At 64.4% G+C, this 23544-nt stretch carries 22 protein-coding genes and 1 pseudogene; 3 read left to right on the forward strand and 20 right to left on the reverse strand.

Annotated elements, in window-relative coordinates; all coding sequences use genetic code 11:
- A pseudogene (locus EJV47_RS29130) lies at window positions 1-113 on the forward strand (IS982 family transposase); the annotation flags it as partial.
- 108 nt (window positions 114-221) lie between these two features.
- Here EJV47_RS29130 and EJV47_RS08105 read toward each other — a convergent pair.
- The 7 genes from EJV47_RS08105 to EJV47_RS08135 all read right to left on the reverse strand — a co-directional run bounded on the left by EJV47_RS08105 (window position 222) and on the right by EJV47_RS08135 (window position 6449).
- The gene (locus tag EJV47_RS08105; RefSeq protein WP_126692659.1) at window positions 222-869 is read right to left on the reverse strand and encodes a hypothetical protein; all 648 of its coding nucleotides are present in this window, start codon (window positions 867-869) and stop codon (window positions 222-224) included.
- Window positions 870-939: 70 nt separating this feature from the next.
- Window positions 940-1512, reverse strand: a complete 573-nt coding sequence (locus EJV47_RS27950) for a hypothetical protein (RefSeq protein ID WP_165903661.1) — start codon at window positions 1510-1512, stop codon at window positions 940-942.
- Between the two features lie 5 nt (window positions 1513-1517).
- Window positions 1518-2408 carry a ChaN family lipoprotein gene (locus tag EJV47_RS08115; protein WP_126692661.1) on the reverse strand — a complete coding sequence of 297 codons (891 nt, stop codon included), beginning with the start codon at window positions 2406-2408 and terminating at the stop codon, window positions 1518-1520.
- 257 nt (window positions 2409-2665) lie between these two features.
- Window positions 2666-4000 carry an ABC transporter permease gene (locus EJV47_RS08120; RefSeq protein WP_126692662.1) on the reverse strand — a complete coding sequence of 445 codons (1335 nt, stop codon included), beginning with the start codon at window positions 3998-4000 and terminating at the stop codon, window positions 2666-2668.
- Between the two features lie 223 nt (window positions 4001-4223).
- A complete protein-coding gene (locus EJV47_RS08125; protein WP_126692663.1) occupies window positions 4224-5174 on the reverse strand; it encodes an ABC transporter ATP-binding protein in 951 nt (316 codons plus the stop codon).
- Window positions 5175-5313: 139 nt separating this feature from the next.
- On the reverse strand, window positions 5314-5865 hold the full coding sequence (locus EJV47_RS08130; protein ID WP_126692664.1) for a hypothetical protein: 552 nt from the start codon (window positions 5863-5865) through the stop codon (window positions 5314-5316).
- 77 nt (window positions 5866-5942) lie between these two features.
- Entirely contained in the window at window positions 5943-6449 is a 507-nt protein-coding gene (locus EJV47_RS08135) for an RNA polymerase sigma factor (RefSeq protein ID WP_126692665.1), read from the reverse strand.
- A gap of 144 nt (window positions 6450-6593) precedes the next feature.
- On the opposite strand from EJV47_RS08135, the gene EJV47_RS08140 reads away from it, so the two are divergent.
- Window positions 6594-7097 (forward strand): hypothetical protein, encoded by a 504-nt coding sequence (locus tag EJV47_RS08140; RefSeq protein ID WP_126692666.1) that lies wholly within the window; start codon window positions 6594-6596, stop codon window positions 7095-7097.
- A 169-nt stretch (window positions 7098-7266) separates the two neighbouring features.
- Here the strand turns inward: EJV47_RS08140 and dnaJ are convergent, their stop codons facing one another.
- From dnaJ to EJV47_RS08175, 7 genes are all read right to left on the reverse strand, one after another.
- Window positions 7267-8415, reverse strand: a complete 1149-nt coding sequence (dnaJ, locus tag EJV47_RS08145) for a molecular chaperone DnaJ (RefSeq protein ID WP_126692667.1) — start codon at window positions 8413-8415, stop codon at window positions 7267-7269.
- 97 nt (window positions 8416-8512) lie between these two features.
- Complete coding sequence (locus tag EJV47_RS08150) at window positions 8513-9100, reverse strand: nucleotide exchange factor GrpE (protein WP_243651060.1); 588 nt, start codon at window positions 9098-9100, stop codon at window positions 8513-8515.
- 272 nt (window positions 9101-9372) lie between these two features.
- Window positions 9373-10485: a GTPase ObgE gene (gene obgE, locus EJV47_RS08155; RefSeq protein ID WP_126692668.1), complete on the reverse strand. Its 1113-nt coding sequence runs from the start codon at window positions 10483-10485 to the stop codon at window positions 9373-9375.
- 234 nt (window positions 10486-10719) lie between these two features.
- Complete coding sequence (locus tag EJV47_RS08160; protein ID WP_126692669.1) at window positions 10720-11343, reverse strand: adenylate kinase; 624 nt, start codon at window positions 11341-11343, stop codon at window positions 10720-10722.
- A gap of 81 nt (window positions 11344-11424) precedes the next feature.
- Window positions 11425-11964, reverse strand: a complete 540-nt coding sequence (gene hpt, locus EJV47_RS08165; RefSeq protein ID WP_126692670.1) for a hypoxanthine phosphoribosyltransferase — start codon at window positions 11962-11964, stop codon at window positions 11425-11427.
- Window positions 11965-12243: 279 nt separating this feature from the next.
- Window positions 12244-14502: a sodium-translocating pyrophosphatase gene (locus EJV47_RS08170; RefSeq protein WP_126692671.1), complete on the reverse strand. Its 2259-nt coding sequence runs from the start codon at window positions 14500-14502 to the stop codon at window positions 12244-12246.
- A gap of 121 nt (window positions 14503-14623) precedes the next feature.
- Complete coding sequence (locus EJV47_RS08175) at window positions 14624-15538, reverse strand: M20/M25/M40 family metallo-hydrolase (RefSeq protein WP_126692672.1); 915 nt, start codon at window positions 15536-15538, stop codon at window positions 14624-14626.
- A gap of 135 nt (window positions 15539-15673) precedes the next feature.
- Here EJV47_RS08175 and EJV47_RS08180 point away from each other — a divergent pair, with 135 nt between their 5' ends.
- Window positions 15674-17038: a hypothetical protein gene (locus tag EJV47_RS08180; RefSeq protein WP_126692673.1), complete on the forward strand. Its 1365-nt coding sequence runs from the start codon at window positions 15674-15676 to the stop codon at window positions 17036-17038.
- On the opposite strand, the gene EJV47_RS08185 is transcribed toward EJV47_RS08180, so the two are convergent.
- From EJV47_RS08185 to EJV47_RS08210, 6 genes are all read right to left on the reverse strand, one after another.
- The gene (locus EJV47_RS08185; RefSeq protein ID WP_126692674.1) at window positions 17035-17811 is read right to left on the reverse strand and encodes a formyl transferase; all 777 of its coding nucleotides are present in this window, start codon (window positions 17809-17811) and stop codon (window positions 17035-17037) included. The genes EJV47_RS08180 and EJV47_RS08185 overlap by 4 nt on opposite strands.
- A gap of 54 nt (window positions 17812-17865) precedes the next feature.
- Window positions 17866-18867 carry a polysaccharide deacetylase family protein gene (locus EJV47_RS08190; protein ID WP_126692675.1) on the reverse strand — a complete coding sequence of 334 codons (1002 nt, stop codon included), beginning with the start codon at window positions 18865-18867 and terminating at the stop codon, window positions 17866-17868.
- 72 nt (window positions 18868-18939) lie between these two features.
- Window positions 18940-20022, reverse strand: coding sequence for a glycosyltransferase family 4 protein (locus EJV47_RS08195; protein ID WP_126692676.1), 1083 nt, complete (start codon window positions 20020-20022; stop codon window positions 18940-18942).
- Between the two features lie 6 nt (window positions 20023-20028).
- A complete protein-coding gene (rffA, locus tag EJV47_RS08200) occupies window positions 20029-21210 on the reverse strand; it encodes a dTDP-4-amino-4,6-dideoxygalactose transaminase (protein ID WP_341539256.1) in 1182 nt (393 codons plus the stop codon).
- 45 nt (window positions 21211-21255) lie between these two features.
- Window positions 21256-22236 carry a glycosyltransferase family 2 protein gene (locus EJV47_RS08205; protein WP_126692678.1) on the reverse strand — a complete coding sequence of 327 codons (981 nt, stop codon included), beginning with the start codon at window positions 22234-22236 and terminating at the stop codon, window positions 21256-21258.
- A gap of 83 nt (window positions 22237-22319) precedes the next feature.
- Window positions 22320-23531 (reverse strand): glycosyltransferase, encoded by a 1212-nt coding sequence (locus EJV47_RS08210; RefSeq protein WP_126692679.1) that lies wholly within the window; start codon window positions 23529-23531, stop codon window positions 22320-22322.
- Window positions 23532-23544: the final 13 nt, after the last annotated feature.

A 23544-nucleotide genomic window follows, 5' to 3' on the forward strand; every position in this document is an offset into this window, starting at 1 on the left:
GCGGCTTGACTGAGCGCTTCCCCAAGAAGATCCACGCCACCACGGCCGCCGGCTTCGCCCTTAAAATCGGCCTCTTCGTCTTTGTACACGCAATCGACCGCTTCGGACTGTAACCCGCAACTTGGGTAAGCTAATTGCCGCCAGTAGCACCAGCAGAGGTTTTGTGTTCATCATACGACAACCCTTTTCAGCCACTTAGGCGCACCATCTTAATACGTGGTCTATTGGCTGAAACTGTACGGGTAGCCGATTTCCTGCAAATCGGTTTCCAACTGCACCATATCTTCCGGCTCCAGCTCCTGGTTGAGGCGCTGCACCTGCTCGCGCGTCAGGGTTTCGCCGCGGTACACCCGGGCCACGTCCTCCACCTCGATGAGCTGGCGGCCGGTGTCTTCCACGAAGTACTCGTTGGCCCATTCGGCGTAGGACTCGGGGCGGCCGTCGAGCAGGTAGAGCATTTCCTCCGAGCCGTCGTCGGCGCTGACGTCCAGCTCGCCGGTTTGCCAGCCCGTGGCGGGCGTGTACCACAGGCAGAAGGTGGTGCCGATGGACGATACCGGCTCCCCGAACACAAACTCCTCGAAGGCGGCGGGCAGCCCCTGCGTGGCCCGGGCCTTGTCGGGCTGCTCGTAGGTGTCCACGAAGCCATTGATGCAGCAGCCTTCGGGCCGGAAGAGGATGAGCATTTCGTCGCCCTCGCCGGTGTTGAGCTGGAACACGGCCTCGTCTTCGCCCCAGGCCGGGTCGTAGGAGTGGTAGCGATATTCCCAGTCGGGGGAGTTGACGGCGTCGAGCACGGCCATGGCCTTGCAGAGCTGCTGCAGGGTGGCGGCGTCGGGGAGGGCGGCGGGGTTTTGGGTCGAAATCATGGGAGTTAAAGCAAGGAATTTAGCCAGTACACCGCTCGGCGGATGCGGCGGTCCGGCGCCGGGCGGCGGGTTATTTACGGCGGCGCTCGAAGCGCAAAAGCCCGAAGGCCGGCAAGGTAAAAGCAGTAATCCGATAACCAGCCGGTGTTCTTACGGCCGCCACTACCCGGCTACGGCGGCCATCGTGCACGGGATGCTCCCGGGCCAGCTGCTGCGCCCGCGCAAACTGCCGCCGCGCCACCAGGGCCACCAGCGAATCCGGGCCAATGTCGTCGTAGTCATCCAGGGCGGGCTCCAGGAACGGCTCGTAGCTGACGACCGGCCGCCCGTGCTGGTACTGCCGCCGGAAGCACACGGTATCCGTGCGGTTCCAGATTATGCCCCCGTCCGGTGCGTACCCGGCTACTTCCACCGACTGCAGCGTAATGAGGGTGAGGGTATCCGCCGCGGCCAGGTCACGACCGGTCTTTTGCCGGTGCGCCGCCAGTATTTCCCGGAGCAGGCTTATTTCCCGCTCCCGGTCGGCCTGGCTGGCCTGGGTGCTTTGGCGCAGGTAGCGCTGATAATCCGCCAGAAAACCTTGCGCCCGCCCCGCTACCACACTACCCAGCAGCAGCCCCCAAATGACTACCAGCTTCTGCATGAGGCCTAGTAGGTCTTGGTCATGTCTTCGGGCACCACCAGCACATAGTCGGCTTTCTGCAGATGCTCCTTGTCCAGCTTCTGCAGCTGGGCCTGCGCGACGGTGCTGATGGTGCGGATGCGCAGTGCGGGCTCGGCCTGGCGCAGGTACCACACGATACCGTCGTGGTTGTCGGAGTGGTAGGCGCCGTTGACGTGCAGCAGCAGCTGGCCGGGCTGGCGGCTCTGGCGAATGAAGTGGGCCATGGTGGCGTCCTTCAGGGCCTGGGCCTGGATGATGTTCTGCACCCCGGCCGCGTGGCTGGCGTCGCCGCCGAACATTTTGCGCATACCCTGGTAGCCCGGCAGCTCGTAGTCGACCTTGATGGGCAGCGGGGCCAGCCAGGCTTTTTCCTCGGCGGGCAGCGCGTCGAGCACCGTGAGGCTGCCTTTGGCTACCTGCTGGGCGTAGCGGCGCGGCACGTTGGTGCCCACCGCGCGCAGCTTCTGCTGCCGGGCCAGCTCCAGCAGAGGCTTGTAGTCGGTCGGGTAGTTGGGCCAGGGGCGGCTTTGCTCCTCGAAAGCTTTGGCCTCCAGCTCGCCCACGTTGTACTGCTGCAGCAGCGGCTGCACGTCGCGCTCAAACATTTCCAGGCCCAGCACCAGCTGCCCGGCCTTGCGCTCGGCCAAGTCCCGGGCCACTTGCAGCTCCAGCCAGTGCGCAATGGGGTCGTTGTGCTGCTCCCCGAACAAGACCACGTCGGCCGTGGCCAGCTCCTTGGTCATTTTGTCGAACGCTACGGGCTTGCCCTCGGCCGTGAACAGGCGGTAGGCCGGCCGGTCGTCGGCGGGCGGGTTGGCGGCCCGGGCAGTTATGGGTAGCAGCAGGACGAACAGAGAGGCAAGCAGGAGGCGCATGGCAGTAAAGGTAAAACGGTTCACCGGCAGTCATTGCGAGGAGGAACGACGAAGCAAGCCTTCCTCTCGCGGCACGACGCCACGAATAGCCCCCACCGAAAAACAGCCCCGCCCGCAACTGCAGCTGCGGGCGGGGCTGTTTTCATTCTGATAGATTGGCGGACAGTAGGTACTTCGTCGGCGGTGCTACTATACTAGAGGAAAGCTTGCTTCGGCTACGCCTCGCAATGACTGCCGGTGCTACCGCTGGCCGGCGACTACCCCTTGTAGAACAGCCACTTCGACAGCTCGCCGTAGGTGACTTTCTTGCCGTACATCAGGATACCCACGCGGTAGATGCGGCCAGCCAGCCAGATGGCGCCCACGAAGCCCGCAATCAGCAGGGCCATCGACAGGCCCAGTTGCCACATGGGCACGCCGCCGAAGGGCAGGCGCATCATCATGGCAATGGGCGAGGTCAGGGGGAAAATCGACATCCAGAAGGCCACTTGCCCGTTGGGGTTGGTCGTCAGGATGGCCTGCGACACCACGAAGGTCAGCACCAAGGGCATGGTGACGGGCATCATAAACTGCTGGGTATCCGTCTCGCTGTCGACGGCCGAGCCGATGGCCCCGAACAGGGCGCCGTAGAACAGGTAGCCGCCCAGGAAGTAGAACAGGAAGCAGCCCACCAGCAGCGGCACGTTGAGGTCGGCGTTGTCGAGGGCCTGGGTAAACTGGGCCATCATGTTTTCTTTCTTGGCCGACTTGTCCTGCGGGGTGTCCACGCGGGCTACGGCGGTGGTGCGGGCCATGCGGTCCTCGGCAATCTTCTCGGGGCTCATGGAGCCAGCCATAACCGAGCTGATGCCCATCGAGAGGACGACCCACAGCGCCAGCTGCGTGAAGCCCACGCCGGCAATGCCGAGCACCTTGCCCATCATCAGCTGGAAGGGCTTCACGGAGGAAATAACCACTTCCACAATGCGGTTGGTCTTTTCTTCCATCACCCCGCGCATAATCTGCACGCCGTAGATGAAGATGAAGATGTAAATCAGGAAGCCGGCGGCATAGGCTACGCCGGTGCTGATGCCCGTGCTGGAGCTTCGTTCGCCCTCGTCGCTCAGGCTCACCGTCTGCAGGTCCACGTCGGCCTTCAGGTTGTCGAGCACGGTGCGGTCGATGCCAGCCTTTTGCAGGCGCTGGTTTTCCACCGCGTTGTTCACGGCCCGGTTGATGTCGCGTTCCAGGGCCATGCCCAGGCCCTTGCGCGAGAATACCTGGAAGCCGTTGGGGTTGCTGATGTCGAGCTTCGGAATGTAGAGCAGCGCGTCGTACTTGGCCTTGTTGAACTCGGCCTTGGCCGTGACCAGATCCGACGAGACGCGGGTGAAGCTGATGTCGTCCTTGGCCTCGGGCAGCTTGCCGGCGAAGAGGCCGCCGGCGTCGGCCACGGCCACCACCTTGCCGCTATCCGACATTTTGGCAATGAGCACGGGTACCGCAAACAGGGCCACCGTCAGCAGCGGCCCGATGAGGGACATGATGATAAAGCTCTTCTTGCGCACGCGGGTGAGGTATTCGCGCTGCGCGATAAGCCAGATTTTAGACATGGAAAGAGGAAATTTCGGGAGAAAGGATCAGGAGCTGGCGCCGGTTTAGCCGTCGAAGACGGCGTAACCGGTGCCTACCATAAAGCAGGTTTTCAACCTGCGTGGACCGTTGCTGACTGCCGCGGTTGATTTTGTGCGGGCGCCGGACGCAGGCTGGAAGCCTGCTTTATTTCGGGCACCGGTTATGCCGTCTTCGACGGCTAAACCGGCGCCAGCCTTGGGCTTACACCAGCACCGAGTCGGTGTCGGGCACGTAGTCGGGCTGGGTTTCGCGCACCCGGCGGATAAAGATTTCGTTGATGCTCGGCACCCGCTCCCGGAAGGCGTGGATTTCCACGTTGCCCGGCCCGATGAGGTAGCGCAGCAAGTCGTTGGGCGTGCCGTGCACGATGCGGATCCGGTCGTAGAAGTGGCCGTTTTCGCGCTCCTTGTGCTCGATGACCTCGAAGTCGGGGTGCATCACCATCAGCTGGCCGCGGCCTTCCACCTCGTAGGTCTGGGTGCGGTAGGCGTCGCGCACCTGGCGTACGGGGCCGTCGAGCACCTTTTTCGAGCGGTTGATCAGGGCAATGTAGTCGCACATTTCCTCCACCGACTCCATGCGGTGGGTGGAGAAGATGATGCTGGCGCCCCGCTCGCGCATGGCCAGGATTTCGTCCTTGAGCAGGTTGGCGTTGATGGGGTCGAAGCCGGAAAAGGGCTCATCGAGGATGACCAGGGAAGGGTCGTGCACCACGGTGGCAATAAACTGCACCTTCTGCTGCATACCCTTCGAGAGGTCTTCGATGTTCTTGTCGGCCCAGCTCTTGATGTCGAAGCGCTCCAGCCAGCCCTTGATTTTCTGCTGGGCCTCGCTCTTGCCGATGCCCTTGAGCTGGGCTAGGTACATGAGCTGCTCGCCCACCTTCATCTTTTTGTAGAGGCCGCGCTCCTCGGGCAGGTAGCCGATCTGGCCGATGTGCGAGGGGTTGAGCTTCTCGCCGCGGAAGCGGATTTCGCCCGCGTCGGCGCCGGTAATCTGGGTGATGATGCGAATCAGGGAGGTTTTGCCCGCGCCGTTGGGGCCGAGCAGGCCGAAGATGGCGCCTTCGGGTACCTCCAGGCTCACCCCGTCGAGGGCGGTGTGGTTGGCGTACTGCTTGCGTACGTCAAGGGCCTGTAATATTGGTTTCATAGCCGTTGAGAAGCTGATTGTGACTACCAAGGTAGAGAGTTCGGGCGCACGGCAGTGCATGCGCCGCGGCGAAACTTGGGTTAACGGTGGTTAAAAGCGGCCGAGCCGGCAAAAAGGCGGCCCGAACGGCGGGTTGGGGCTAGTCGGCCGTCCGCAAGTCGCGCAGGTAGCCGTCGAGCCGGTCGATGTGGCGGCCGTACAGGCGCTGCAGGTACCAATGGGTAAAGCGGTGCAGCAGCCCGTAGGTGAACCAGCCGATGAGCAGGTAGGCCACCACGAGCACGCCCAGCATCAGGGCCAGCTTCGGGCCGTGCTCGGTGCGCGCAAACTTCAGCCCCTGCATCACCAGGCCGATGCCGAACGAGCCGAACAACGAGAGCATGGTGGCGCGGTAGTAGAGCTGCACGAGGCGCCGCAGGCTTCCGATCTGCTGCTCCAGCTGCTGGCGCAGGCCGCCGGCCGTGGGCTGCAGCTGGTCGAGCACCCGGAATTTCTGGTAGAGGTAGTACAGGGCGCCCAGGCAGATCAGCACCAGCCACCCGGCCATGATGCGCGGGTACGCATCGGGCGCCAGCAGGATAACGGCGGCGGCAATGGGCAGGCAGAGCAGGGCAATGGCCGCCTCAAACCGGGCATTGCGGCGGATAAGCCCCAGCGGGCTGCTGTCGGGTTGGCTAAGGATGGCTTGCATGGCTTCGGGGGTTAAGGGCGGGGTTGATTCAGGGGCTTGGTGACGCCATTGCCGGCGCAGCTCGTCGAGGTCCATGGCTAAAGGCGGCTAAACAGGGTGCGAAGCTTGTCCTGCACGCGGTGCATTTTCACGCGCACGTTGTTTTGGGTGATGCCCAGGATATCGGCCATTTCCTCGTAGCTGCGGTCTTCGAGGTAGAGCAGCACGAAAGCCTTTTCCACGCTGCTGAGCTGCTCGATGGCCCGGTACAGCAGGGCTAAGTCGTCGGCGTCGGGCCCGTCGGGCGCGGGGGCGGCAAAGGGCGCGTCGGGCGGCAGCGGCCCCGGCGGCGGGCGGCGGCTGCGCCGCCGCAAATCCGACACGGCCACGTTCAGCGCCACCCGATACAGCCAGGTGCTGACCTTGGCCGCGCCCGGCCGGTACTGCGGCCAGGCCCGCCACAGCTGCAGCACGATTTCCTGGTAGAGGTCCTGCCGGTCGTCGGCATCGGTGCAGTACACGCGGGCTACGCGCAGCAGCAGGGGCTGGTACTCGCCGATGAGGGCGGTAAAATCGGCGGCGACGGGCGGGGCGGCGGGACTCATGCGGGGGCTAGGTTCGGGCAATTAATCGTCGGAACCGCCGCCGCATTACAGCCCTCGAAAAATATTTCAGGCCGCCGCCAGTCAGCCCCGGTTCAGGCACTCCGGCAGCAGCGCTTACCTTGGGAGCAATCAATAGCGCTGCTTATGTCCCTGCCCTCATTTCTGCGCCGCCACCGCTACTACCTGCTGGCCTCGGTCGCCCTGGCCGCCCTGGCTTTCCAGACCGCGCCGCTCAAGTACCAGACCTACCATAACGCCCGCTTCGGCTACAGCATCCCCTACCCCGCGGCCCTGGTCAAGCCCTTTCCCGAAAGCCGGAATGGCGACGGGCGCCGTTTCGTTTCGGCCGATGCCGCTACCACGCTCACCGCCTACGCCCACTACAATGCCCTCGACTACACCGTGGCGCAGCAGCTGCAGATGAGCCGGAAGAGCTGGCAGCGGCGTGGAGCCACCATCACGCTGGCCCAAACGCTGCCAGGCAGTTACGTGCTGTCCGGCACGTACGAATCGGCCATTTTCTACGAGAAGGGAGCCCTGCAAAACGGCACGTTCAGCACCTTCATCTGGCAGTACCCGGCCGCCCAGAAGCAGCGCATGGACGCGGTGGTGACGTACACCGCCCGCGCGTTTCGGCCGGGGCAGTAAAATCAGGCGGCATCCTTTCTCCCGTTTCCAGCCGGCCAGAATAATATCAGCTGCGAAAAAAAAGTGGTGCCACGGCTTTGAGCCGTGGCACCACCCGTTCAATCGTCTACAAAATCCGTGAACCGAAGGAAGGCGAAGCCAAATCCGGAAAGTCCGCAGGAATCCGTGATTATTGGAAGTACTCCTTTACTTTCTCGAAGAAGCCCTTCTCGTTTTTGCCGGGGCTGGGCGTGAAGTTGGGTGAGCTGCGCAGCTTCTCCAGCGCGGCCCGCTCGTCGGCCGTCACGTTCTTCGGCGTCCACACGTTGATGTGGATGAGCTGGTCGCCCTTGCCGTAGCCGTTCAGGTCGGGAATGCCTTTGCCGCGCAGGCGCAGAATCTTGCCGGCCTGGGTGCCCGGGTCGATTTTCACCTTCACCTTGCCCTCGATGGTGGGCACTTCCAGCGAGGCGCCCAGGGCGGCATCGACGATAGAAATATATTGGTCGAGCACCACGTTGTTGCCGTCGCGCTTGAGCAACTCGTGCGGCTCCTCCTCAATCTGGATGAGCAGGTCGCCGGGTACGCCGCCGCGCTCGGGGTAGTTGCCCTTGCCCGACATGGAGAGCTGCATGCCCTCGGCCACGCCGGCCGGGATGTTGATCGGGATGATTTCCTCGGCCAGCTGCCGGCCTTCGCCGTGGCACACGTCGCACTTGCTGGTTACCACTTTGCCTTCGCCGTGGCAGGTGGGGCAGGTGGAGGAGCTGACCATCTGGCCGAGCATGGTCTGCACCACGCGCTTCACCTGGCCCTGGCCGTGGCAGGTAGCGCAGTCCTTCTGCTCGGTGCCGTTCTTGGCGCCGGTGCCCGAGCAGGTGTTGCAGGCGGTGTAGCGCTTCACCTTGATTTTCTTCTCGACGCCGTTGGCCACTTCCTCCAGGTCGAGCTTGAGCTTGATGCGCAGGTTGGAGCCCTTGCGCACGCGCCGGCCCTGGCTGCGGGCTCCGCCGCCGAAGAAGCTCTCGAAGCCCCCGCCCCCGCCGAAGATGTCGCCGAACTGCGAGAAGATGTCCTCCATGCTCGGGCCGTGCCCGCCGCCGGCGGCCCCGCCCACGCCCTGGTGGCCAAACCGGTCGTAGCGGGCGCGCTTGTTGTCGTCCGACAGCACTTCGTAGGCCTCGGCGGCTTCCTTGAACTTGTCCTCGGCCGTGGGGTCGTCGGGGTTCTTGTCGGGGTGGTACTTGATGGCCACCTTGCGGTAAGCCTTCTTAATCTCGTCCCCCGACGCGTTTTTGGCGACGCCCAGGATTTCGTAATAATCTCGCTTGGTCGACATGGTTTTGTCGGTATTGGGTAGTCAGTATTAAGTATTAAGACCTCTCGCCTCGCGCTTCCGTCCGACTACCTAATACCAGCTACTGACTACTAAAAAATTACTGGCCCAGCACCACCTTGGCGTGACGAATCACCTTGTCGCCGAGGTAGTAGCCCTTCTCCACTTCATCTACCACCTTGCCCTTCAGCTCCTCCGAGGGAGCCGGAATCTGGGCAATAGCCTCGTGCAGCTCCGGGTCGAAGGGGCCGCCCTTAGCGTCCATGGTCTGCAGGCCTTTCTGCTGCAGGGCCTTGGTCAGCTTGCCGTGAATGATATCGATGCTCTCGCGCACCACGTTGGCGTCGTCGGTGCTTTGCGTATGCTGCCGGGCGCGGTCGAAGTCGTCGAGCACGGGCAGCAGCACGGTCATCAGCTCCTGGTTGGCGGTTTTGAACAGGTCGGCGCGCTCCTTGGTGGTGCGGCGCTTGTAGTTCTCAAACTCGGCCGCGAGGCGCAGGTATTTGTCTTTCAGATCGGCCACTTCCTGGTCGGTGCGGGAGGCGTCGGCCTTGGAGGCGCCGCCATCCGGGGCAGTAGCGCCTTGCTCGTCAAACATTTCGCCGGCTACGTGGTCGGCGCTATTGTTGGTAGCCGAGGTGTTCGGGTCCTGCAGCTCGTCGGGGTTCGGGAAAGTTGCGTCAGCCATTCCTTACGGTAAGTATTTCAGGGTATGGAGGTTCAGATTCGGAAACTCGGGCAACTCAAAGGTTCTGCCAAAGCCTAGCGGCGTGACACAGTGGCACGAAAACCACCGGGCCGAGCGGTTTAGTTCAGCCGTGCTGACAGATGGCAGTGGCATAAGCTTCAGCTTGTGCTGAGGCCAGAGGCCGCAATTTGGTGCCGCGCCGTCCGGTTGTTGCAGAAGGCCCAGCCCCGCATTGGCGCTTCCAGCGCCAGCACAAGCTGAAGCTTATGCCACTAATCGAACTGGTCCTCCGACAGCTCGTCCTCGTCGCCCTCGTATTCCTCTTCGTCAGCTTCGTCGTTGCCTTTCTGCACCCAGATGCTGTGGCGCAGGGGCTTGGGGTCGTCGCGGCGGGCGTCCTGAATCTGCTGCCAGAGCAGGTCCTTGAGCTTCTGGATGTTCTTCTGGGTGATGCTGGAAATGAACACGTGCGGTACGTCCTGGGGCAGGGTGGCGGTGATTTCCGCCTCCAGCTCCTCGTCGAGCATGTCCGATTTGGTAATGGCCAGCACCCGGCGCTTCTCCAGCAGGTCGGGGTTGAACTGCTCCAGCTCATTCAGCAGCACCTGGTACTCGGCGGCAATGTCCGGCGAGTCGGCCGCAATCATGAACAGCAGCGTGGCGTTGCGCTCGATGTGCTTGAGGAAGCGCAAACCCAGACCCTTGCCCTCGGCCGCGCCCTCGATGATGCCCGGAATATCGGCCATCACGAAGCTTTGGTAGTCGCGGTAGCCCACCACGCCCAGGTTAGGCACCAGGGTGGTAAAGGCGTAGTCGGCAATCTTGGGCGTCGCGGCCGACACTACCGACAGCAGCGTGCTCTTGCCCGCGTTGGGGAAGCCTACCAAGCCCACGTCGGCCAGCAGCTTCAGCTCCAGCACGTTCCAGACCTCCTGGCCCGGCTCGCCCGGCTGGGCGTAGGTCGGAGCCTGGTTGGTGCTGGACTTGAAGTGGTCGTTGCCCAGGCCGCCGCGGCCGCCGCGGGTCAGGATGATTTTCTGGCCGTCCTCCGTGATTTCCGCGCGGATTTCGCCGGTTTCGGCGTCGCGGGCGATAGTGCCCAGCGGCACGTCGAGGATAATGTCCTCGCCCTGGGCACCGGTGCGCAGGTTTTCGCCGCCGCCCTCGCCGTGGCCGGCAATGACGTGTTTCTTGTACTGCAGGTGCAGCAGCGTCCAGAGCTGCTTGTTGCCGCGCAGGATGATGTGGCCGCCGCGGCCGCCGTCGCCGCCGTCGGGGCCGCCCATGGGCTTGCCCTTGGCGCGGAACATGTGGTGCGAGCCCGCCCCGCCCCGGCCCGAGCGGCAGCAGATCTTGACGTAGTCGATGAAGTTATTGGAAGCCACTTGCTTGAATTAAAAATTAAGAATTAGGAATTAAAAATTGAGGCTGGCTCAATCTATCCTGATTCTTAAGCTGGCGTGTCGTGAAAAAAGCCGTCATCCTGAGCGAAGCGAAGGACCTTGCCAAGACGGAACGAGTTGGGGTAACATCGTTCGGGCCTGATAAGGTCCTTCGCTTCGCTCAGGATGACAGTTGATGTCAGGCGCCAACGGCCGGAAGCTGCTGGCCCTGCAAAGTTACGCTTTTACTTCGTCAGCGGCCGTGGGGCCGTCGGTGACGGTGGCGGGCTGGTGCTGGTCGATGATACCGCAGAGCTGGCTGAAGATGTCGTCGATGGCGCCGATGCCGTAGACCGAGTGGAACTTGTCCTGCTGGGCGTAGTAGCCGGCTACCTGGGCGGTTTCGGTGTTATACACCGTCACGCGCTTGCGGATTTTGGTCTCGTCCTGGTCGTCGGGGCGGCCCGAGGTTTTGCCGCGCTCCAGCAGACGGGCTACCAGCTCGTCCTCGGTTACTTCCAGGGCAATCATGCACGAGATGCCCGTGTCGTAGCGCTGCATGAGCGCGTCGAGGGCTTCGGCCTGCGGGATGGTGCGCGGAAAGCCGTCGAAGATGAAGCCGGCGGCTTCTTTGTTGCCGGCCAGCTGCGACTCAATCATGCCGATTACCACTGCATCGGGCACCAGTTCGCCGGCGTCCATGAGTTTTTTGGCTTGCAGGCCCAGCTCGGTGCCCTGGGCAATCTGCGAACGGAGCAGGTCGCCCGTCGACAGGTGCACCAGACCGTAGCGCTGGATCAGCTTTTGGCTTTGGGTTCCTTTGCCGGCGCCGGGCGGGCCGAACAACACGATATTCAGCATGAGGAGAGGTAAGCGGGGAGTGAGTGAAGCGGGGGAACTTGTAGAAAGGTAAGAAAGAATCGGACAAGCCGTATCCTGTTCTTACACGGCCTGGTACAGGTCGCGGTAGTTGCGGCCGAGCCCGTCGTAATCGAGCCCGTAGCCCACCACAAACTTGTTCGGAATGACAATACCCTGGTACTTAATGGTCAGCGGGTGCTGCAGGCATTCGGGTTTCATCAGGAACGAGGCTACTTCCAGCGAAGCCGGCCGTTGGGCGCCAATCTGCTCCAGCAGCATCTTCATGGTGTGGCCCGTGTCCACGATGTCTTCGAGGATAACCACGTGGCGCCCTTCTACGGAGTCTTGCAGGCCCAGGATTTCCTTGACGGCGCCGGTGCTGCTGGTACCCGCGTACGAGGCCACCCGGATAAAGCTGATTTCGCAGTCGATGGTCAGTTCCTTGAGCAAATCGGAGGCGAACATGAAGCTCCCGTTGAGCACCGCAATCAGCAGCGGGGTTTGCCCGGCGTAGTCGCGGCTCAGCTCGGTGGCCACGCGGCGCACGGCGGCCAGCAGCTCGGCTTCGGTCAGGTAAGGGGCAAACTCTTTGTTGTGCAGCGAGATAGTAGCCTGGGGCATGCCGGGGAAAATTGGGCCGGGGCGAAAGTGCGGCGAAGGTACGACAAAAAAGAGCAGCCCTCCCGGCGGGCGGAAGGGCTGCTCAGGGCCGCTGGCCGGGCCTCAGCGGGGCCGCAGCGCATTGCCAAGCTGACTAACAGCGCGTTAAAGTGCCATTATTTGCAGCTTAAATGTAGCCTTGCGCTGGTTCTGGGGTTTGCGGTGACCGGCCACTGCTGGTTCTTGCCTGCAGCTTAAACGTAGCGGGGCCTCGACTTTGGGGGCGTGACACCACCGGTTTTACTCGGCCTGCTTGAGCAAGGAAGTCAGTACGATGCGGGCGGCTTTGGGGGCCAGCTCGGTGTAGCGCACTTTGGGCTGCACGGCCGGCACCACCTGCTCCACCGTAGGGCGTTGCGGAATGGGGGCCACGCCGCGGTCGATTACGCTGCCTTCGCGGGCAATGTGCGGGGCAATAACCAGCGACACGATGCTCATGAGCTTGATGAGGATATTCATCGAGGGGCCGGAGGTATCCTTGAACGGGTCCCCCACGGTGTCGCCCGTCACGGAGGCCTTGTGGGCGTCGGAGCCCTTGAACTCCATTTTGCCGTTGACCATCACGCCCTTCTCGAAGGACTTCTTGGCGTTGTCCCAGGCGCCGCCGGCGTTGCTCTGGAACATGGCCATCAGCACACCCGACACCGTCACGCCGGCCAGGGTGCCGCCCAGCACTTCGGGCCCGAAGGCATAGCCGATGACGATGGGCGAAATCAGGGCAATGGCGCCGGGCAGCAGCATCTCGCGGATGGCAGCCTGCGTGGAAATAGCCACGCACTTCTCGTACTCGGGACGGCCGGTGCCTTCCATGATGCCCGGAATTTCGCGGAACTGCCGGCGCACTTCCTGCACCATGGCCATGGCCGCGCGGCCCACGGCCGAAATAGCCAGGGCCGAGAAGATGAACGGAATCATGGCGCCGATGAACAGGCCGGCCAGCACCCGGGCGTTGCTGATATCGATGGCGGAAATGCCCGCGGTGCCCATGAAGGCGGCGAACAGGGCCAGCGAGGTGAGGGCGGCCGAGGCAATGGCGAAGCCCTTGCCGGTGGCGGCGGTGGTGTTGCCCACGGCGTCGAGGATGTCGGTCCGCTCGCGCACTTCCTTGGGCAGCTCGCTCATTTCGGCAATGCCGCCGGCGTTGTCGGCAATGGGGCCGAAGGCGTCGATGGCCAGCTGCATGGCGGTGGTGGCCATCATGCCGGCGGCGGCAATGGCCACACCGTACAGGCCCGCAAACTGGTAGCTGAGCACGATGCCCGCGGCCAGCACCAGAATGGGCAGTACCGTCGATTCCATGCCCACGGCCAGGCCACCGATAACGGTGGTAGCGTGGCCGGTGCTGCTCTGCCGCACGATGCTGAGCACGGGGCGCTTGCCCATGGCGGTGTAATACTCAGTGATAATGCTCATCAAAGTGCCCACCACCAGGCCCACGGCCACGGCCCAGAACACGTCGGTGGCGGTGAAGGGGGCCGAGCCCAGACGGGCCATGCTCAGCGTGCCCGAGGGCAGGATGTAGTGAATCACAAACCAGGACGCGGCGGCCGTCAGCACCACCGAAATCCAGTTGCCGATGTTCAGCGCCGCCTGCACGTTGCCGCCTTCCTTGACGCGCACGAACAGGATACCGATGAGCGAAAACACGATGCCCAGGCCCGCAATAACCATGGGCAGGATGATGGGCGACATGCCGTTGTAGGCGTCGCCGGCGGCAATGACTTCGCGGCCGAGCACCATGGTGGCGAGGATGGTGGCCACGTAGGAGCCGAACAGGTCGGCACCCATGCCGGCCACGTCGCCCACGTTGTCGCCCACGTTGTCGGCAATGGTGGCGGGGTTGCGCGGGTCGTCCTCGGGGATGCCAGCTTCCACTTTGCCCACCAGGTCGGCGCCCACGTCGGCGGCCTTGGTGTAAATGCCGCCGCCCACGCGGGCAAACAGGGCAATGCTTTCGGCGCCGAGCGAGAAGCCCGTCAGCACTTCCAGGGCGCGCTCCATTTCGGGGCCGTTGGCCGAGGCGCCGCCCACGAACATGTAGTAAAAGACGATAAACAGGCCGCCGAGACCCAGCACGGCCAGGCCGGCCACACCCATGCCCATCACCGAGCCGCCGGCGAAGGACACGTTCAGGGCGTTGGAAAGGCTGGTGCGGGCGGCCTGGGCCGTGCGCACGTTGGCCTTGGTGGCAATTTTCATCCCGATAAACCCGGCCACGGCCGAGAAGACGGCGCCGATGATAAAGGCCACGATGATGATGGGGCTGGACCGCTCGTTGCCGTAGCTCAGGAAGCCCAGAAACAGGCAGGCAATCAGCGCAAACAGGGCCAGCACGCGGTATTCGGCCCGCAGGAAGGCAATGGCGCCGTCGGCAATGTGGCCGGCGATGGTGCGCATACGGTCGTCACCGGCGTCCTGGCGGGAAACCCAGCCAGCGCGCAAGGCCGTGTAGAGCAGGGCCAGCACGCCCAGCGCGGGCGCGAGGTAGAGAATGGTCATAAAGCGGTGTTAGGAGGTTGGAGTGGGAAGAAAGTGAGCTTATTGCGGGTAAAATAGAGCTTTTACCCGCAAGCCCAAGCTTTTTATTCGCTTAGCCCACTGTTCACTCACCACCAGCCGCTTACAATTCCTGCATTAGTACCTGGTACAGCCGCAGCATACTGTCGATATCGGCCTTATATACCAGCTCGTCGGGGGTGTGCACGTGGTCTTCGGGGGCACCCACGAAGCACCAGTCCCAGGGCTGGGCACCGTGCTGCAACTCCTTGCCGTCGGAGCCGCCGCTGCCCTCCACTTCCAGTTGGTACGGAATGCCCGAAGCTTCGGCAATGCGGCGGATGCGCTCCACGTAGGAGCGGCGCGGAATGAGTGAGTCGCGCAGGGAAATGACGCAGCCCTGTCCGGCGTGCACGCCTTCGGTAACCCAGGTAATGTCGCAGACCAGGGCCTGGCGCACCCCGTACTGCTCGTAAATGCGCTTGGCCAGGTACTTCACCGAGCCGCCGCCGTGCTCTTCCCAGCAGCTGAAGGCCACGATGCCGTGCTCCAGCGTCTCGCACAGGCGCAGGGCCGTCCACACGCCCAGGCGGTTGTCGAGGTAGCAGCTCTGCACGGCCTCGGCGGTTTCGCGGAAGTCGCACTGAAACGTCAGCTCGGTGCCGCGCTCAATGTCGCGGTTGAACTCGTAGCCCAGCGCGCCGGTTTGCTCGTCAACGGTGAGGGTGCACTCGATGCTGCCCAGCGCGTCGCGCCCAACGAGGCGGTAGCCGGTTTGCACGTCGGGGCCGCCGATGCGCACCAGCTGCCGGCCGTAGCGCACCGTGAAGCCAATAGAATCGATATGCGCAAACACGGCCGTGCGCGGCTGCCCGAACACCAGAATGATGCAGTCCTGCAGGTCGTCGCCGGCCAGCACCTGGGGCTGCACCCGCCATCCGGGCGCGTGCTGCTGAATGTAGTGGAGCAGAAATTCGGTCAGAGGGGCTTCGTGGCCCGAAGGGGCGGCAATTTCGCAGAGGGTGCGCAGCAGATGCATAGCAAGCGGGTGGGTGTGGCCCCCAATATCCGACCTAAATGGCGTATTTTAGCCTTTCCGTTGGTCCGTAGTTGCCGCCCCAGGTCCTGACTTAACGCGCCCCCGGCATACGACTCTTTTTCTTTCGCCCTGCCCATGCTGTTATCCGCCAACATGATGAGCTTTCAGGATTTGTTCCTGACGCCCATTTACCTGCTGCTGCTTCTTGGCCTGGCTTACGCACTGCGCGGGCGGTTCACAAACGCTTATACCCGCCGGTATTTTATCCCGGCTTACGCGCTGAAGCTGGGCGGGGCCATTGCGCTGGGGCTGATTTACGAGTTCTACTATAGCGGCGGCGACACGACCAACTACTACAACCACGCCGCGCTGATGTACAAAGCCTTCGGCGACTCGTTCCCGGTGGGGCTGAAGCTGCTGACCAGCGACGGTGAGTACGACCCGGCTATTTATCCTTACACCTCGCAGATGTTCTGGTTTACGCCGGGCTCCACGGAAATGGTTATCGTGCGCATCGCGGCCGTTATAGCCCTACTGTGCTTCAACACCTACACGGTCATGGCCATGCTGTTTGCCACGCTAAGCTTCACTGGCATGTGGGCCATGTACATCACCTTCGTCAAGATTCGTCCGCAGCTCTACAAGCAGTTTACCCTGGCGGTGTTCTTCATGCCTTCGGTGTTTTTCTGGGGCTCGGGCCTGATGAAGGACTCGATTTGCATCGGGGCGCTGGGCCTGCTGTTCTACGGCTTCTACAAGGCCACCATTCAGAAGCGTAGCATCATCACCTCGGCGGCCATCGGCTTTTTGGGGGCCTACGTGCTGTACGTCACCAAGGTGTACATTCTGCTGTCCTTCCTACCGCCGGCCATGCTGTGGGTGTTCAACGAGAACAGCCAGCGCATTCAAAGCTCGCTGGTCCGGATGCTGGCCAAGCCCGTACTGATTGCCGTGGGCGTGGGCGTGGGCGCTTTTGCGGCCACCAACCTCACGGCCGGGGACGAGCGTTTCGACGTGGAGAAAATCGGGGAGCGAAGCAAGATTACTAAGGAATACCTCAGCGAGTACGTCACCAGCGGCTCGGCTTACGACATCGGGGAGCTGGACGGCTCCCTGAACTCCATCGTGAAAGTGGCGCCCATGGCCGTATTCACGGCCTTGTTCCGCCCCTTCCTGTTCGAGGCCCGCAACCCGGTCATGCTGCTGTCGGCCATGGAGGCGACGTTCTTCATTTACCTGACGGTGATGATGTTCTTCCGAACAGGTCTTTTCGGCACGCTGCGCATGATTGCCACCGAGCCCACCGTCACGTTCTGCTTTCTGTTCGCCATTATCATGGCCGTGGGCGTGGGCACCACCAGCGGCAACTTCGGTACGCTGGTGCGCTACAAGATTCCGCTGATGCCCTTCTTCCTGGCCGGCCTGTTCATCATGCAGGCCCGGGTGGATAGCCTGGCCCGCCTGAAGCGCGGCAACGTGAACCTGCAGCGGGCGGCTTAGCGGGTGCCGGTGCGGCGGCGGTTGCGCAGATACTCCGCCAGCGTGGGGTGCGACCACAGCCGCGACTGACCGGCCGGGGCCGGCTGCAGCTGCAGGGTGCCGTCGAGGGCGGCGCGCACGGCCTGCCGGAGCAGGGGCAGCCCGGCGGCCTGCTGCAGCAGCGGGTACGTCACGAAGTTGTCCTCGGCGGTGGGTTGGATCAGGGCCTGGGCAATGATGGCGCCGGTATCGATGCCCGCGTCGACCAGGTGTACCGTCACGCCGCAGTGCTCCGGGTCGTTGTTGGCCAGGGCCCAGTAGCCGCCGTGCACGCCGCGGTACAGGGGCGTGATGCCGGCGTGGGTGTTGATGAACTTGCAGGGCACGCTCTGCAGCACCTTCTTGGCAATGATGCGGGTGCCGTTGACCACGATGACGTCGGGGTCCATTTCCTGCAGGGCCGCAATGGTTTCGGGCGCATTCACCGACGACACGCGCAGCAGCCGGTCTTCGGGCACGGGGGCCGCACTCAGGCCGTGGGCCTGCCTAATGGCCGCCAGCCGGGCCTGCGAGCTGCTTTCCAGGGAGCGGGCCACGAAGAGCTTGAACAGAATCTGCCCGGCCACGGTGCTCCAGCCCAGCTTCTCGGCCCGGCGCTTGAGCAGCTGCTTCTGGCTCACGGGCTCCTCCACGATGATGCGGTACACCCCGAATTCCTTGTCGAGAGCGTGAAACAGGATGTCGGTGGAGGCGCCGGGGCCGGCCAGGATGACGATGCGGGGCGGATTGTGCATGAAGGAGTAGTCGGTAGAAAGTAATCAGCGGGCAGGCAGCGGGGCTTGTCCCGTCTAATGGGCCTCCTGCTGCAGGCGGTCGGCAATGTCGCGCATGGACACGCTTTCCATGCCGTAGCGCTGCTGCAGGTGCTGGAAATGCTCGGCCAGCCGGCGCAGTACGGCCATGTTCTGCTCGAGGTTGGCGCCAAAGTTATGCGGGTGCCACCACAGGTGGTAAATCAGCCCGTGTTTGGCCGCGTGCTCCATGGCCGCCAGCATGCGCCGCACCCGCAGCCCCTCCAGCGGCTGCAGCCGCCCCGACCACGGCCGCAGGAAGCGGCTGGCCGGGATGTTATAGGGCTGACCCGAGCGGGCAATGTCCTGCAGGCTGTGGCAGTGGTGGCCGGAGAGGTTGAGGTAGGCGTCGAGCAGGCGGGCGCCGCGCTTGTAGAGGGTTTGCTCCTCCTCGTTGCGGGCCTCGTAAATCCAGCTCTGCTCGTTGCCGCGGTAGCTCGTGATGCCCAGCTCCCGGCAGATGTCGAGGTAGGCGGCGTTGTACTGGTTGCGCGGAAACACCAGGCTGCGCAGCTCCACGCCCTGCTCCCGGGCCACGCGCACGGCCGCCTCCAGGTCGGCGCGGAAGGACTCGGGCGTCTGGCCGCGCTCCAGGCAGTAGTAGTGGCAGAAGGTGTGAGTGGCCATTTCCTGCCCCGGCACCGCCCGGATCTGGTCGATGAGCGACTGGCCGAAGTAGTACGGGTCGTGCTCCTCGTCGGGGCCGACTTCGTCCATGGCCAGGTAGGGCGAGAGTTTAGGGTCGGCGTACTCGGGGCGCACAGCGGGCAGGTGGGCCAGCATGTCCTCCTTCTTGCGGAAAAACAGCAGGCCGACGGTAGCCCAGGTCACGCGCAGACCGAACTTCTGGAATAAGCCCAGCATGGCCGGAATGGCCCGGCGCACGCCCAGGATGTTGGCGCCGTACTGCTGCAGGGTCTGCTGGTCGCGCACGCCCCAGTACAGCTCAAAATCCAGCGAAATGACGAGCTTACCCGGCTCGGTGGGCTTGGCGGCCATATATAGTCAGTTGTCGGTTACGGGTTGTCAGTTGCCAGTCAGCAGACCAGAGAAGCCTGCGAATGTCGGGCGTTACTTGAATAGATTCAGAAAGTTGCGGGTGTTCGACAGCACGGAGTAGCGCTCCACGATGGTGCGGCGGGCGGCCGTGCCGAGGCGGGTGCGCAGCGCCTCGTCGGTGAGCAGGCGGCGAATGGCCTCGTACCACTCCTCGTCGGTGGCGCACACGTAGCCGTTGTGGCCGTCCTGCACCACTTCCGTGTTCATGCCCACCGGCGACACCAGCGCGGGCATGCCCAGGGCCATGTACTGCAGGGCCTTGAAGGCGCACTTGCCGCGGGCCCAGGCGTCGTCCACCAGCGGCATCAGCCCGAAGTGGAAGCCGGCCAGGTCGGCAATTTCGGTGTCCTTGCGCCAGGGCCGGAAAGTCAGCGACTTGAGCCCCTCGTAATCGGGCGGAAAGTTGGAAATGACGCGAAACTCGAAGCGGTGTCCCTCCTGCTCCAGCCGCTCCAGCACCGGCCACAGCAAATCGAGGTGGCGCAGGGTGCTGTGGGTGCCCGTCCAGCCAATGACCACCGTCCCGCCGGGCGCGGTAGCCTGGCTCCGCACGATGTTGTGCAGGTTTTCGGTGTCGAGGGTGGTGGGGTTGATGACGGCCTGGGGGCTGAACTGGGCGGCGTAGTCGCGCAGGTAGGCGTTGCCGCAGCTCACGCGGTCGGCCCAGCGGCAAATCAGGCTCACCTTGCGCGGGTATTTCAGCCGGCTGGCAAAGGCCCGCTCCCAGGCTGGGTCCTGCAGCCAGATGGCATCGTCGAAATCGTAGACTATCCGCTTGCGCAGCACCCGGGCAATCAGCCACTCGATGACGGGCGGCCCGACGGGGGCGGCTTCACGGTGCACGAACACCACGTCGTACTTGCCCACGGCCGTCAGCACCAGCAGCAGGCGGCGCCACAGCCCGCCCAGGATGCCCAGCACCTTGGCGCCCACGTGCCCGGGCTTGTAGAGGATGCTCCAGGTGGCCTCGTCCAGAAACGGCACCAGCTGGTACTGCCAGCCCTGCGCGTCAAGCTCGGGGAGGTACTGCTCGAAGCGGAAGCGCTGGGACGGCGCCTTGCCCAGGGGGTACGGGGTCAGAAACAGGATACGCACGGCGGGCTAGCGGTAAAACGCCAGCACGGCGTCGATGATGTACTGCTGCTGCTCCTCGCTCAGCTCCACGAACAGCGGCAGGCGCAGCAGGCAGTCGGCGTAGTGCGCGGCCCAGGGCAGCGCGCGGCCGTCGTGGTGAGGGGCGTAGAACGGGCTGCTGTGCAGGGGCTGGTAGTGGAACACGGCCAGAATGCCCCGCTCCCGCAGCCGGGCCAGCAGGGCAGTCCGCTCCTGGGCCGAGCGGCACACCAGGTAAAACAGGTGGCCGTTGACGGTGGCGTAGTCGGGAATGAAGGGCAGGCCCACGCCCAGGGCCGCCAGCGGCTGCAGCGCCTCGGTGTAGCGGCGCCACAGGGCGCAACGCCGGGCCTGAATGGCTTCGGCGTTTTCGAGCTGGGCCCAGAGGAAGGCGGCCGTCAGCTCCGAGGGCAGGTAAGACGAGCCCACGTCGACCCACTGGTAACGGGCCACTTCGCCGCGGAAAAAGGCCGAACGGTCGGTGCCCTTCTCGCGGATGATTTCGGCCCGGCGCACGTAGCCGGGGTCGTTGATGGCCAGCAAGCCGCCCTCCCCGGCCTGAATGTTCTTGGTTTCGTGGAAGGAAAAAGCCGCCAGCGCGCCCAGCGTGCCCAGCCGCCGGCCGCGGTAGTATCCGTCGAAAGCCGGGGCCGCGTCTTCCACCACGGCCAGCTGGTGCTGCCGGGCCAGGGCCAGCAGCGGGTCCATGTCGCAGGCCACGCCGCCGTAGTGGATGGGTACGATGGCGCGGGTACGGGGCGTAATCAGCCCTTCCACGGCCGCCGCGTCGAGGTTGGGGTTGAGCGGGCTGCTGTCGACGAACACCACCCGGGCGCCGCGCAGCACGAAGGCCGTGGCGGTGGTGACGAAGGTAAACGAGGGCATGATGACCTCGTCGCCGGGCTGCAGCTCCAGCAGCAGGGCCGCCATTTCCAGCGCCGCCGTGCCCGAGTGCGTCAGCAGGGCCCGATGCAGGCCGTAGTGCTGCTCGAAGTAGCGGTGGCAGCGCCGCGAGAATTCCCCGTCGCCCGACAGGTGCCCGGCGCGCACGGCCTGCTCGATGTAGGCCGTTTCGGAGCCGGACAAGTACGGTTTGTTGTAGGGAATCAAGGCAGCGGGCGCACAATAGCGCTGCGAAGATACGCCATGTAGCCGAAGCCCCGCCCGCACCAGCCTCTCCCCTACTCTTATCTACTCATCTGCTTACCCGCTCATCTACTCACCCCCCAGCCGGCCCGCCTCGGTGGTTTCGTCCACCAGGTACAAGGGCCGCTGCTTGGCTTCCTCGAAGGTCTGCCCCACGTACAGGCCCACCATACCGAGCACGGTGATAATCAGCCCGCAGAAAAAGCACATCAGCAAAACCAGGCTGGTGTAGCCGGCCACGGTAATCTGCCCCAGCAGGAAACGCACGATGGTTAGCAGCCCCAGCACCAGGGCCAGGGCGCTGATGCCCAACCCGAACTGCACCGTGAGCCGCAGGGGCCGGTCGGACCAGGCCAGCAGCACATCCAGGGCCAGGTTGAGGCGGCGCCCGAGGCTGTAGGCGCTGCGGCCGGCCGGGCGCGGGGCGCGGGGCACCGTCAGGCTGCTGCCGCGCATGCCCACCCAGCGCACCATCACCGGGAAAAACCGGTTGCGCTCGGGCAGCCGCCGCACCGCGTCGATAACGCGCCGGTGGTACACGCCGAAGTTGCCCACCGCGGGGTCCTGCGCCACGCCCGTCAGGCCCGACAGCACCCGGTAAAACAGCCGCGAGCTGGCCCGGCGCCACCAGGCATCGGCCGCGTGGGCGTCGCCGCGGCGGGCCACCACGTAGTCGGCGCCGTGCTGCCGGGCGTGCTGCAGCAGCTCGGGTAGGGCTTCGGGCGGGTCCTGCAGGTCGCAGTCGAGCACGGCCACCCACTCGCCACGGCAGTAGTCGAAGCCGGCGGTGAGGGCGCGGTGCTGGCCGAAGTTGCGCGTCAGCCGCAGGCCGCGCACGCGCCCGTCGGCGGCGGCCAGGCGCTGAATGTGGGGCCAGGCCGCGTCGGGGCTGCCGTCGTCCACCAGCACGATTTCGTACTCGGGCGTGAGGCGCCGGGCCGCCGCGTGCAGCCGGGCCACCAGCTCGTCGAGCAGCGCGGCGCCCTGGTACACCGGGCTGACGATGGACAGCAAAGGCCGGGGCGCGGCGGCGGGCAAAGAATCGGGCATCAGGGGCCAAAATAACGCATCCGGCGGGGTTTGCGCCGGCAAACCCCGCCGGATGCGGAAAAGACGGAAACCGGGGCCCGGGGCTAGCGGACGGCGCCGGGCAGCAGCGCGTCGTAGGCCTGCTTCACGCGCTCGGGGGAGCGGTGGTGCCGGGCCAGCTCGCGCACCTGGCTGCGGTAATCGGGCTGGCGAATCAGCTCGGCCACGCGGGCAATGCTTTCGGCCACGCTGGCCGGGCGCTGCAGGTTGAAGATGGCCCCGCCGCCCTCGCGCTGAATAATGTCGCTGTCGTCGCCCACGCCCTCGGTCAGCACCACGGGCAGGCCGCTGGCCCAGTACTCGCCCACCTTGATGGGCGAGCAGAACCGGCGGCAGTCGGCGGGCTTGATGGGCGCGAAGGCGAAGTCGGCGGCCGAGAGGTAGCCCGGCACTTCGTGGTGGGCAGCTTTGGTGACGAAGCTGCGGCCCTCGCCCAGGCCCACGGCGGCCAGCTTGCCGCGCACCTCGTCCAGCGGATTAGGCGTCAGCACGATGAGGCGGAAGCTCGGGCCGAAGTACTCGGCGGCGGCGCGGAACAGCTCGTAGGCCTCCTCGTTGTAGTAAATGTCGCCGAACTTGCCCACGTAGATGCCCACGATGGCGTCGGCGGGGAAGCCCAGGCGCTGGCGCACCTGCTGGCCGGCAGCCGGGTCGTAGCCGAAGGCGTTCAGGTTCACCGAGCAGGGCACCGTCACAATCTGCCCGGCGGCTATGCCTTCCTTAATCAGCTGCTGGCGGTAGTTTTCGGCCACCGGCATCAGGCCGCGGGCCAGCTGCTTCTGCTTGGTTTCCCAGTGGCGCTGAAACAGGTAGCGCGGGTCGTAGCTTTTCCACACGCCCGATTCGAGCATGTAGTCGGCGTGGGGCTCGAAGGACTCCACCACGAAGGGCGTCTTGGTTTTCTGCCAGAGCAGGTAGGCCAAAGCCCCGGCCGGTGCCCCGCGGCCGATAACCAGCTCGATGCGGTGCTCCCGCACCAGGGCGGCCAGCTCGCGCGGGAAGCGGATGAAGTCGTCGGTTTTGGTCAGGATTACGTTGCGGCCCGGCCGGGAGCAGAGCGGCACGTAGCTGATTTTGCTGGCCGGAAAGCCGGGCCGGAACGGGGCCGGGTTCAGGGCGGCCGCGCCCCGCTCCACCGTCACCAGCAGCACCGACTCCACGTCGGGGCGCTCCTGCAGCACCTGCAGGTGGGGCAGCACGGTGGAGGTAGTCAGGGGGTCTTCGAGGCCCCAGTAGCTCAAGAACAGGATGCGCATGGCAGTCAAAACT

The sequence above is a fragment of the Hymenobacter gummosus genome (assembly GCF_003970915.1).
In the GTDB taxonomy this organism is placed as follows: Bacteria; Bacteroidota; Bacteroidia; order Cytophagales; family Hymenobacteraceae; genus Solirubrum; species Solirubrum gummosum.

What these genes read in the sequence shown, in the direction of transcription:
- hpt (WP_126692670.1), bottom strand. Translation starts at nt 11,964, where the DNA reads ATGCCCCAGGCTACTATCTCGCTGCACAACAAAGAGTTTGCCCCTTAC.
- EJV47_RS08190 (WP_126692675.1), bottom strand. Translation starts at nt 18,867, where the DNA reads ATGGCCGCCAAGCCCACCGAGCCGGGTAAGCTCGTCATTTCGCTGGAT.
- EJV47_RS08210 (WP_126692679.1), bottom strand. Translation starts at nt 23,531, where the DNA reads ATGCGCATCCTGTTCTTGAGCTACTGGGGCCTCGAAGACCCCCTGACT.
- dnaJ (WP_126692667.1), bottom strand. Translation starts at nt 8,415, where the DNA reads ATGTCGACCAAGCGAGATTATTACGAAATCCTGGGCGTCGCCAAAAAC.
- EJV47_RS08140 (WP_126692666.1), top strand. Translation starts at nt 6,594, where the DNA reads ATGTCCCTGCCCTCATTTCTGCGCCGCCACCGCTACTACCTGCTGGCC.
- EJV47_RS27950 (WP_165903661.1), bottom strand. Translation starts at nt 1,512, where the DNA reads ATGCAGAAGCTGGTAGTCATTTGGGGGCTGCTGCTGGGTAGTGTGGTA.
- EJV47_RS08175 (WP_126692672.1), bottom strand. Translation starts at nt 15,538, where the DNA reads ATGCATCTGCTGCGCACCCTCTGCGAAATTGCCGCCCCTTCGGGCCAC.
- EJV47_RS08130 (WP_126692664.1), bottom strand. Translation starts at nt 5,865, where the DNA reads ATGCAAGCCATCCTTAGCCAACCCGACAGCAGCCCGCTGGGGCTTATC.
- EJV47_RS08120 (WP_126692662.1), bottom strand. Translation starts at nt 4,000, where the DNA reads ATGTCTAAAATCTGGCTTATCGCGCAGCGCGAATACCTCACCCGCGTG.
- EJV47_RS08160 (WP_126692669.1), bottom strand. Translation starts at nt 11,343, where the DNA reads ATGCTGAATATCGTGTTGTTCGGCCCGCCCGGCGCCGGCAAAGGAACC.
- EJV47_RS08170 (WP_126692671.1), bottom strand. Translation starts at nt 14,502, where the DNA reads ATGACCATTCTCTACCTCGCGCCCGCGCTGGGCGTGCTGGCCCTGCTC.
- EJV47_RS08185 (WP_126692674.1), bottom strand. Translation starts at nt 17,811, where the DNA reads ATGCACAATCCGCCCCGCATCGTCATCCTGGCCGGCCCCGGCGCCTCC.
- EJV47_RS08205 (WP_126692678.1), bottom strand. Translation starts at nt 22,236, where the DNA reads ATGCCCGATTCTTTGCCCGCCGCCGCGCCCCGGCCTTTGCTGTCCATC.
- EJV47_RS08125 (WP_126692663.1), bottom strand. Translation starts at nt 5,174, where the DNA reads ATGAAACCAATATTACAGGCCCTTGACGTACGCAAGCAGTACGCCAAC.
- EJV47_RS08180 (WP_126692673.1), top strand. Translation starts at nt 15,674, where the DNA reads ATGCTGTTATCCGCCAACATGATGAGCTTTCAGGATTTGTTCCTGACG.
- EJV47_RS08115 (WP_126692661.1), bottom strand. Translation starts at nt 2,408, where the DNA reads ATGCGCCTCCTGCTTGCCTCTCTGTTCGTCCTGCTGCTACCCATAACT.
- EJV47_RS08105 (WP_126692659.1), bottom strand. Translation starts at nt 869, where the DNA reads ATGATTTCGACCCAAAACCCCGCCGCCCTCCCCGACGCCGCCACCCTG.
- EJV47_RS08150 (WP_243651060.1), bottom strand. Translation starts at nt 9,100, where the DNA reads ATGGCTGACGCAACTTTCCCGAACCCCGACGAGCTGCAGGACCCGAAC.
- EJV47_RS08135 (WP_126692665.1), bottom strand. Translation starts at nt 6,449, where the DNA reads ATGAGTCCCGCCGCCCCGCCCGTCGCCGCCGATTTTACCGCCCTCATC.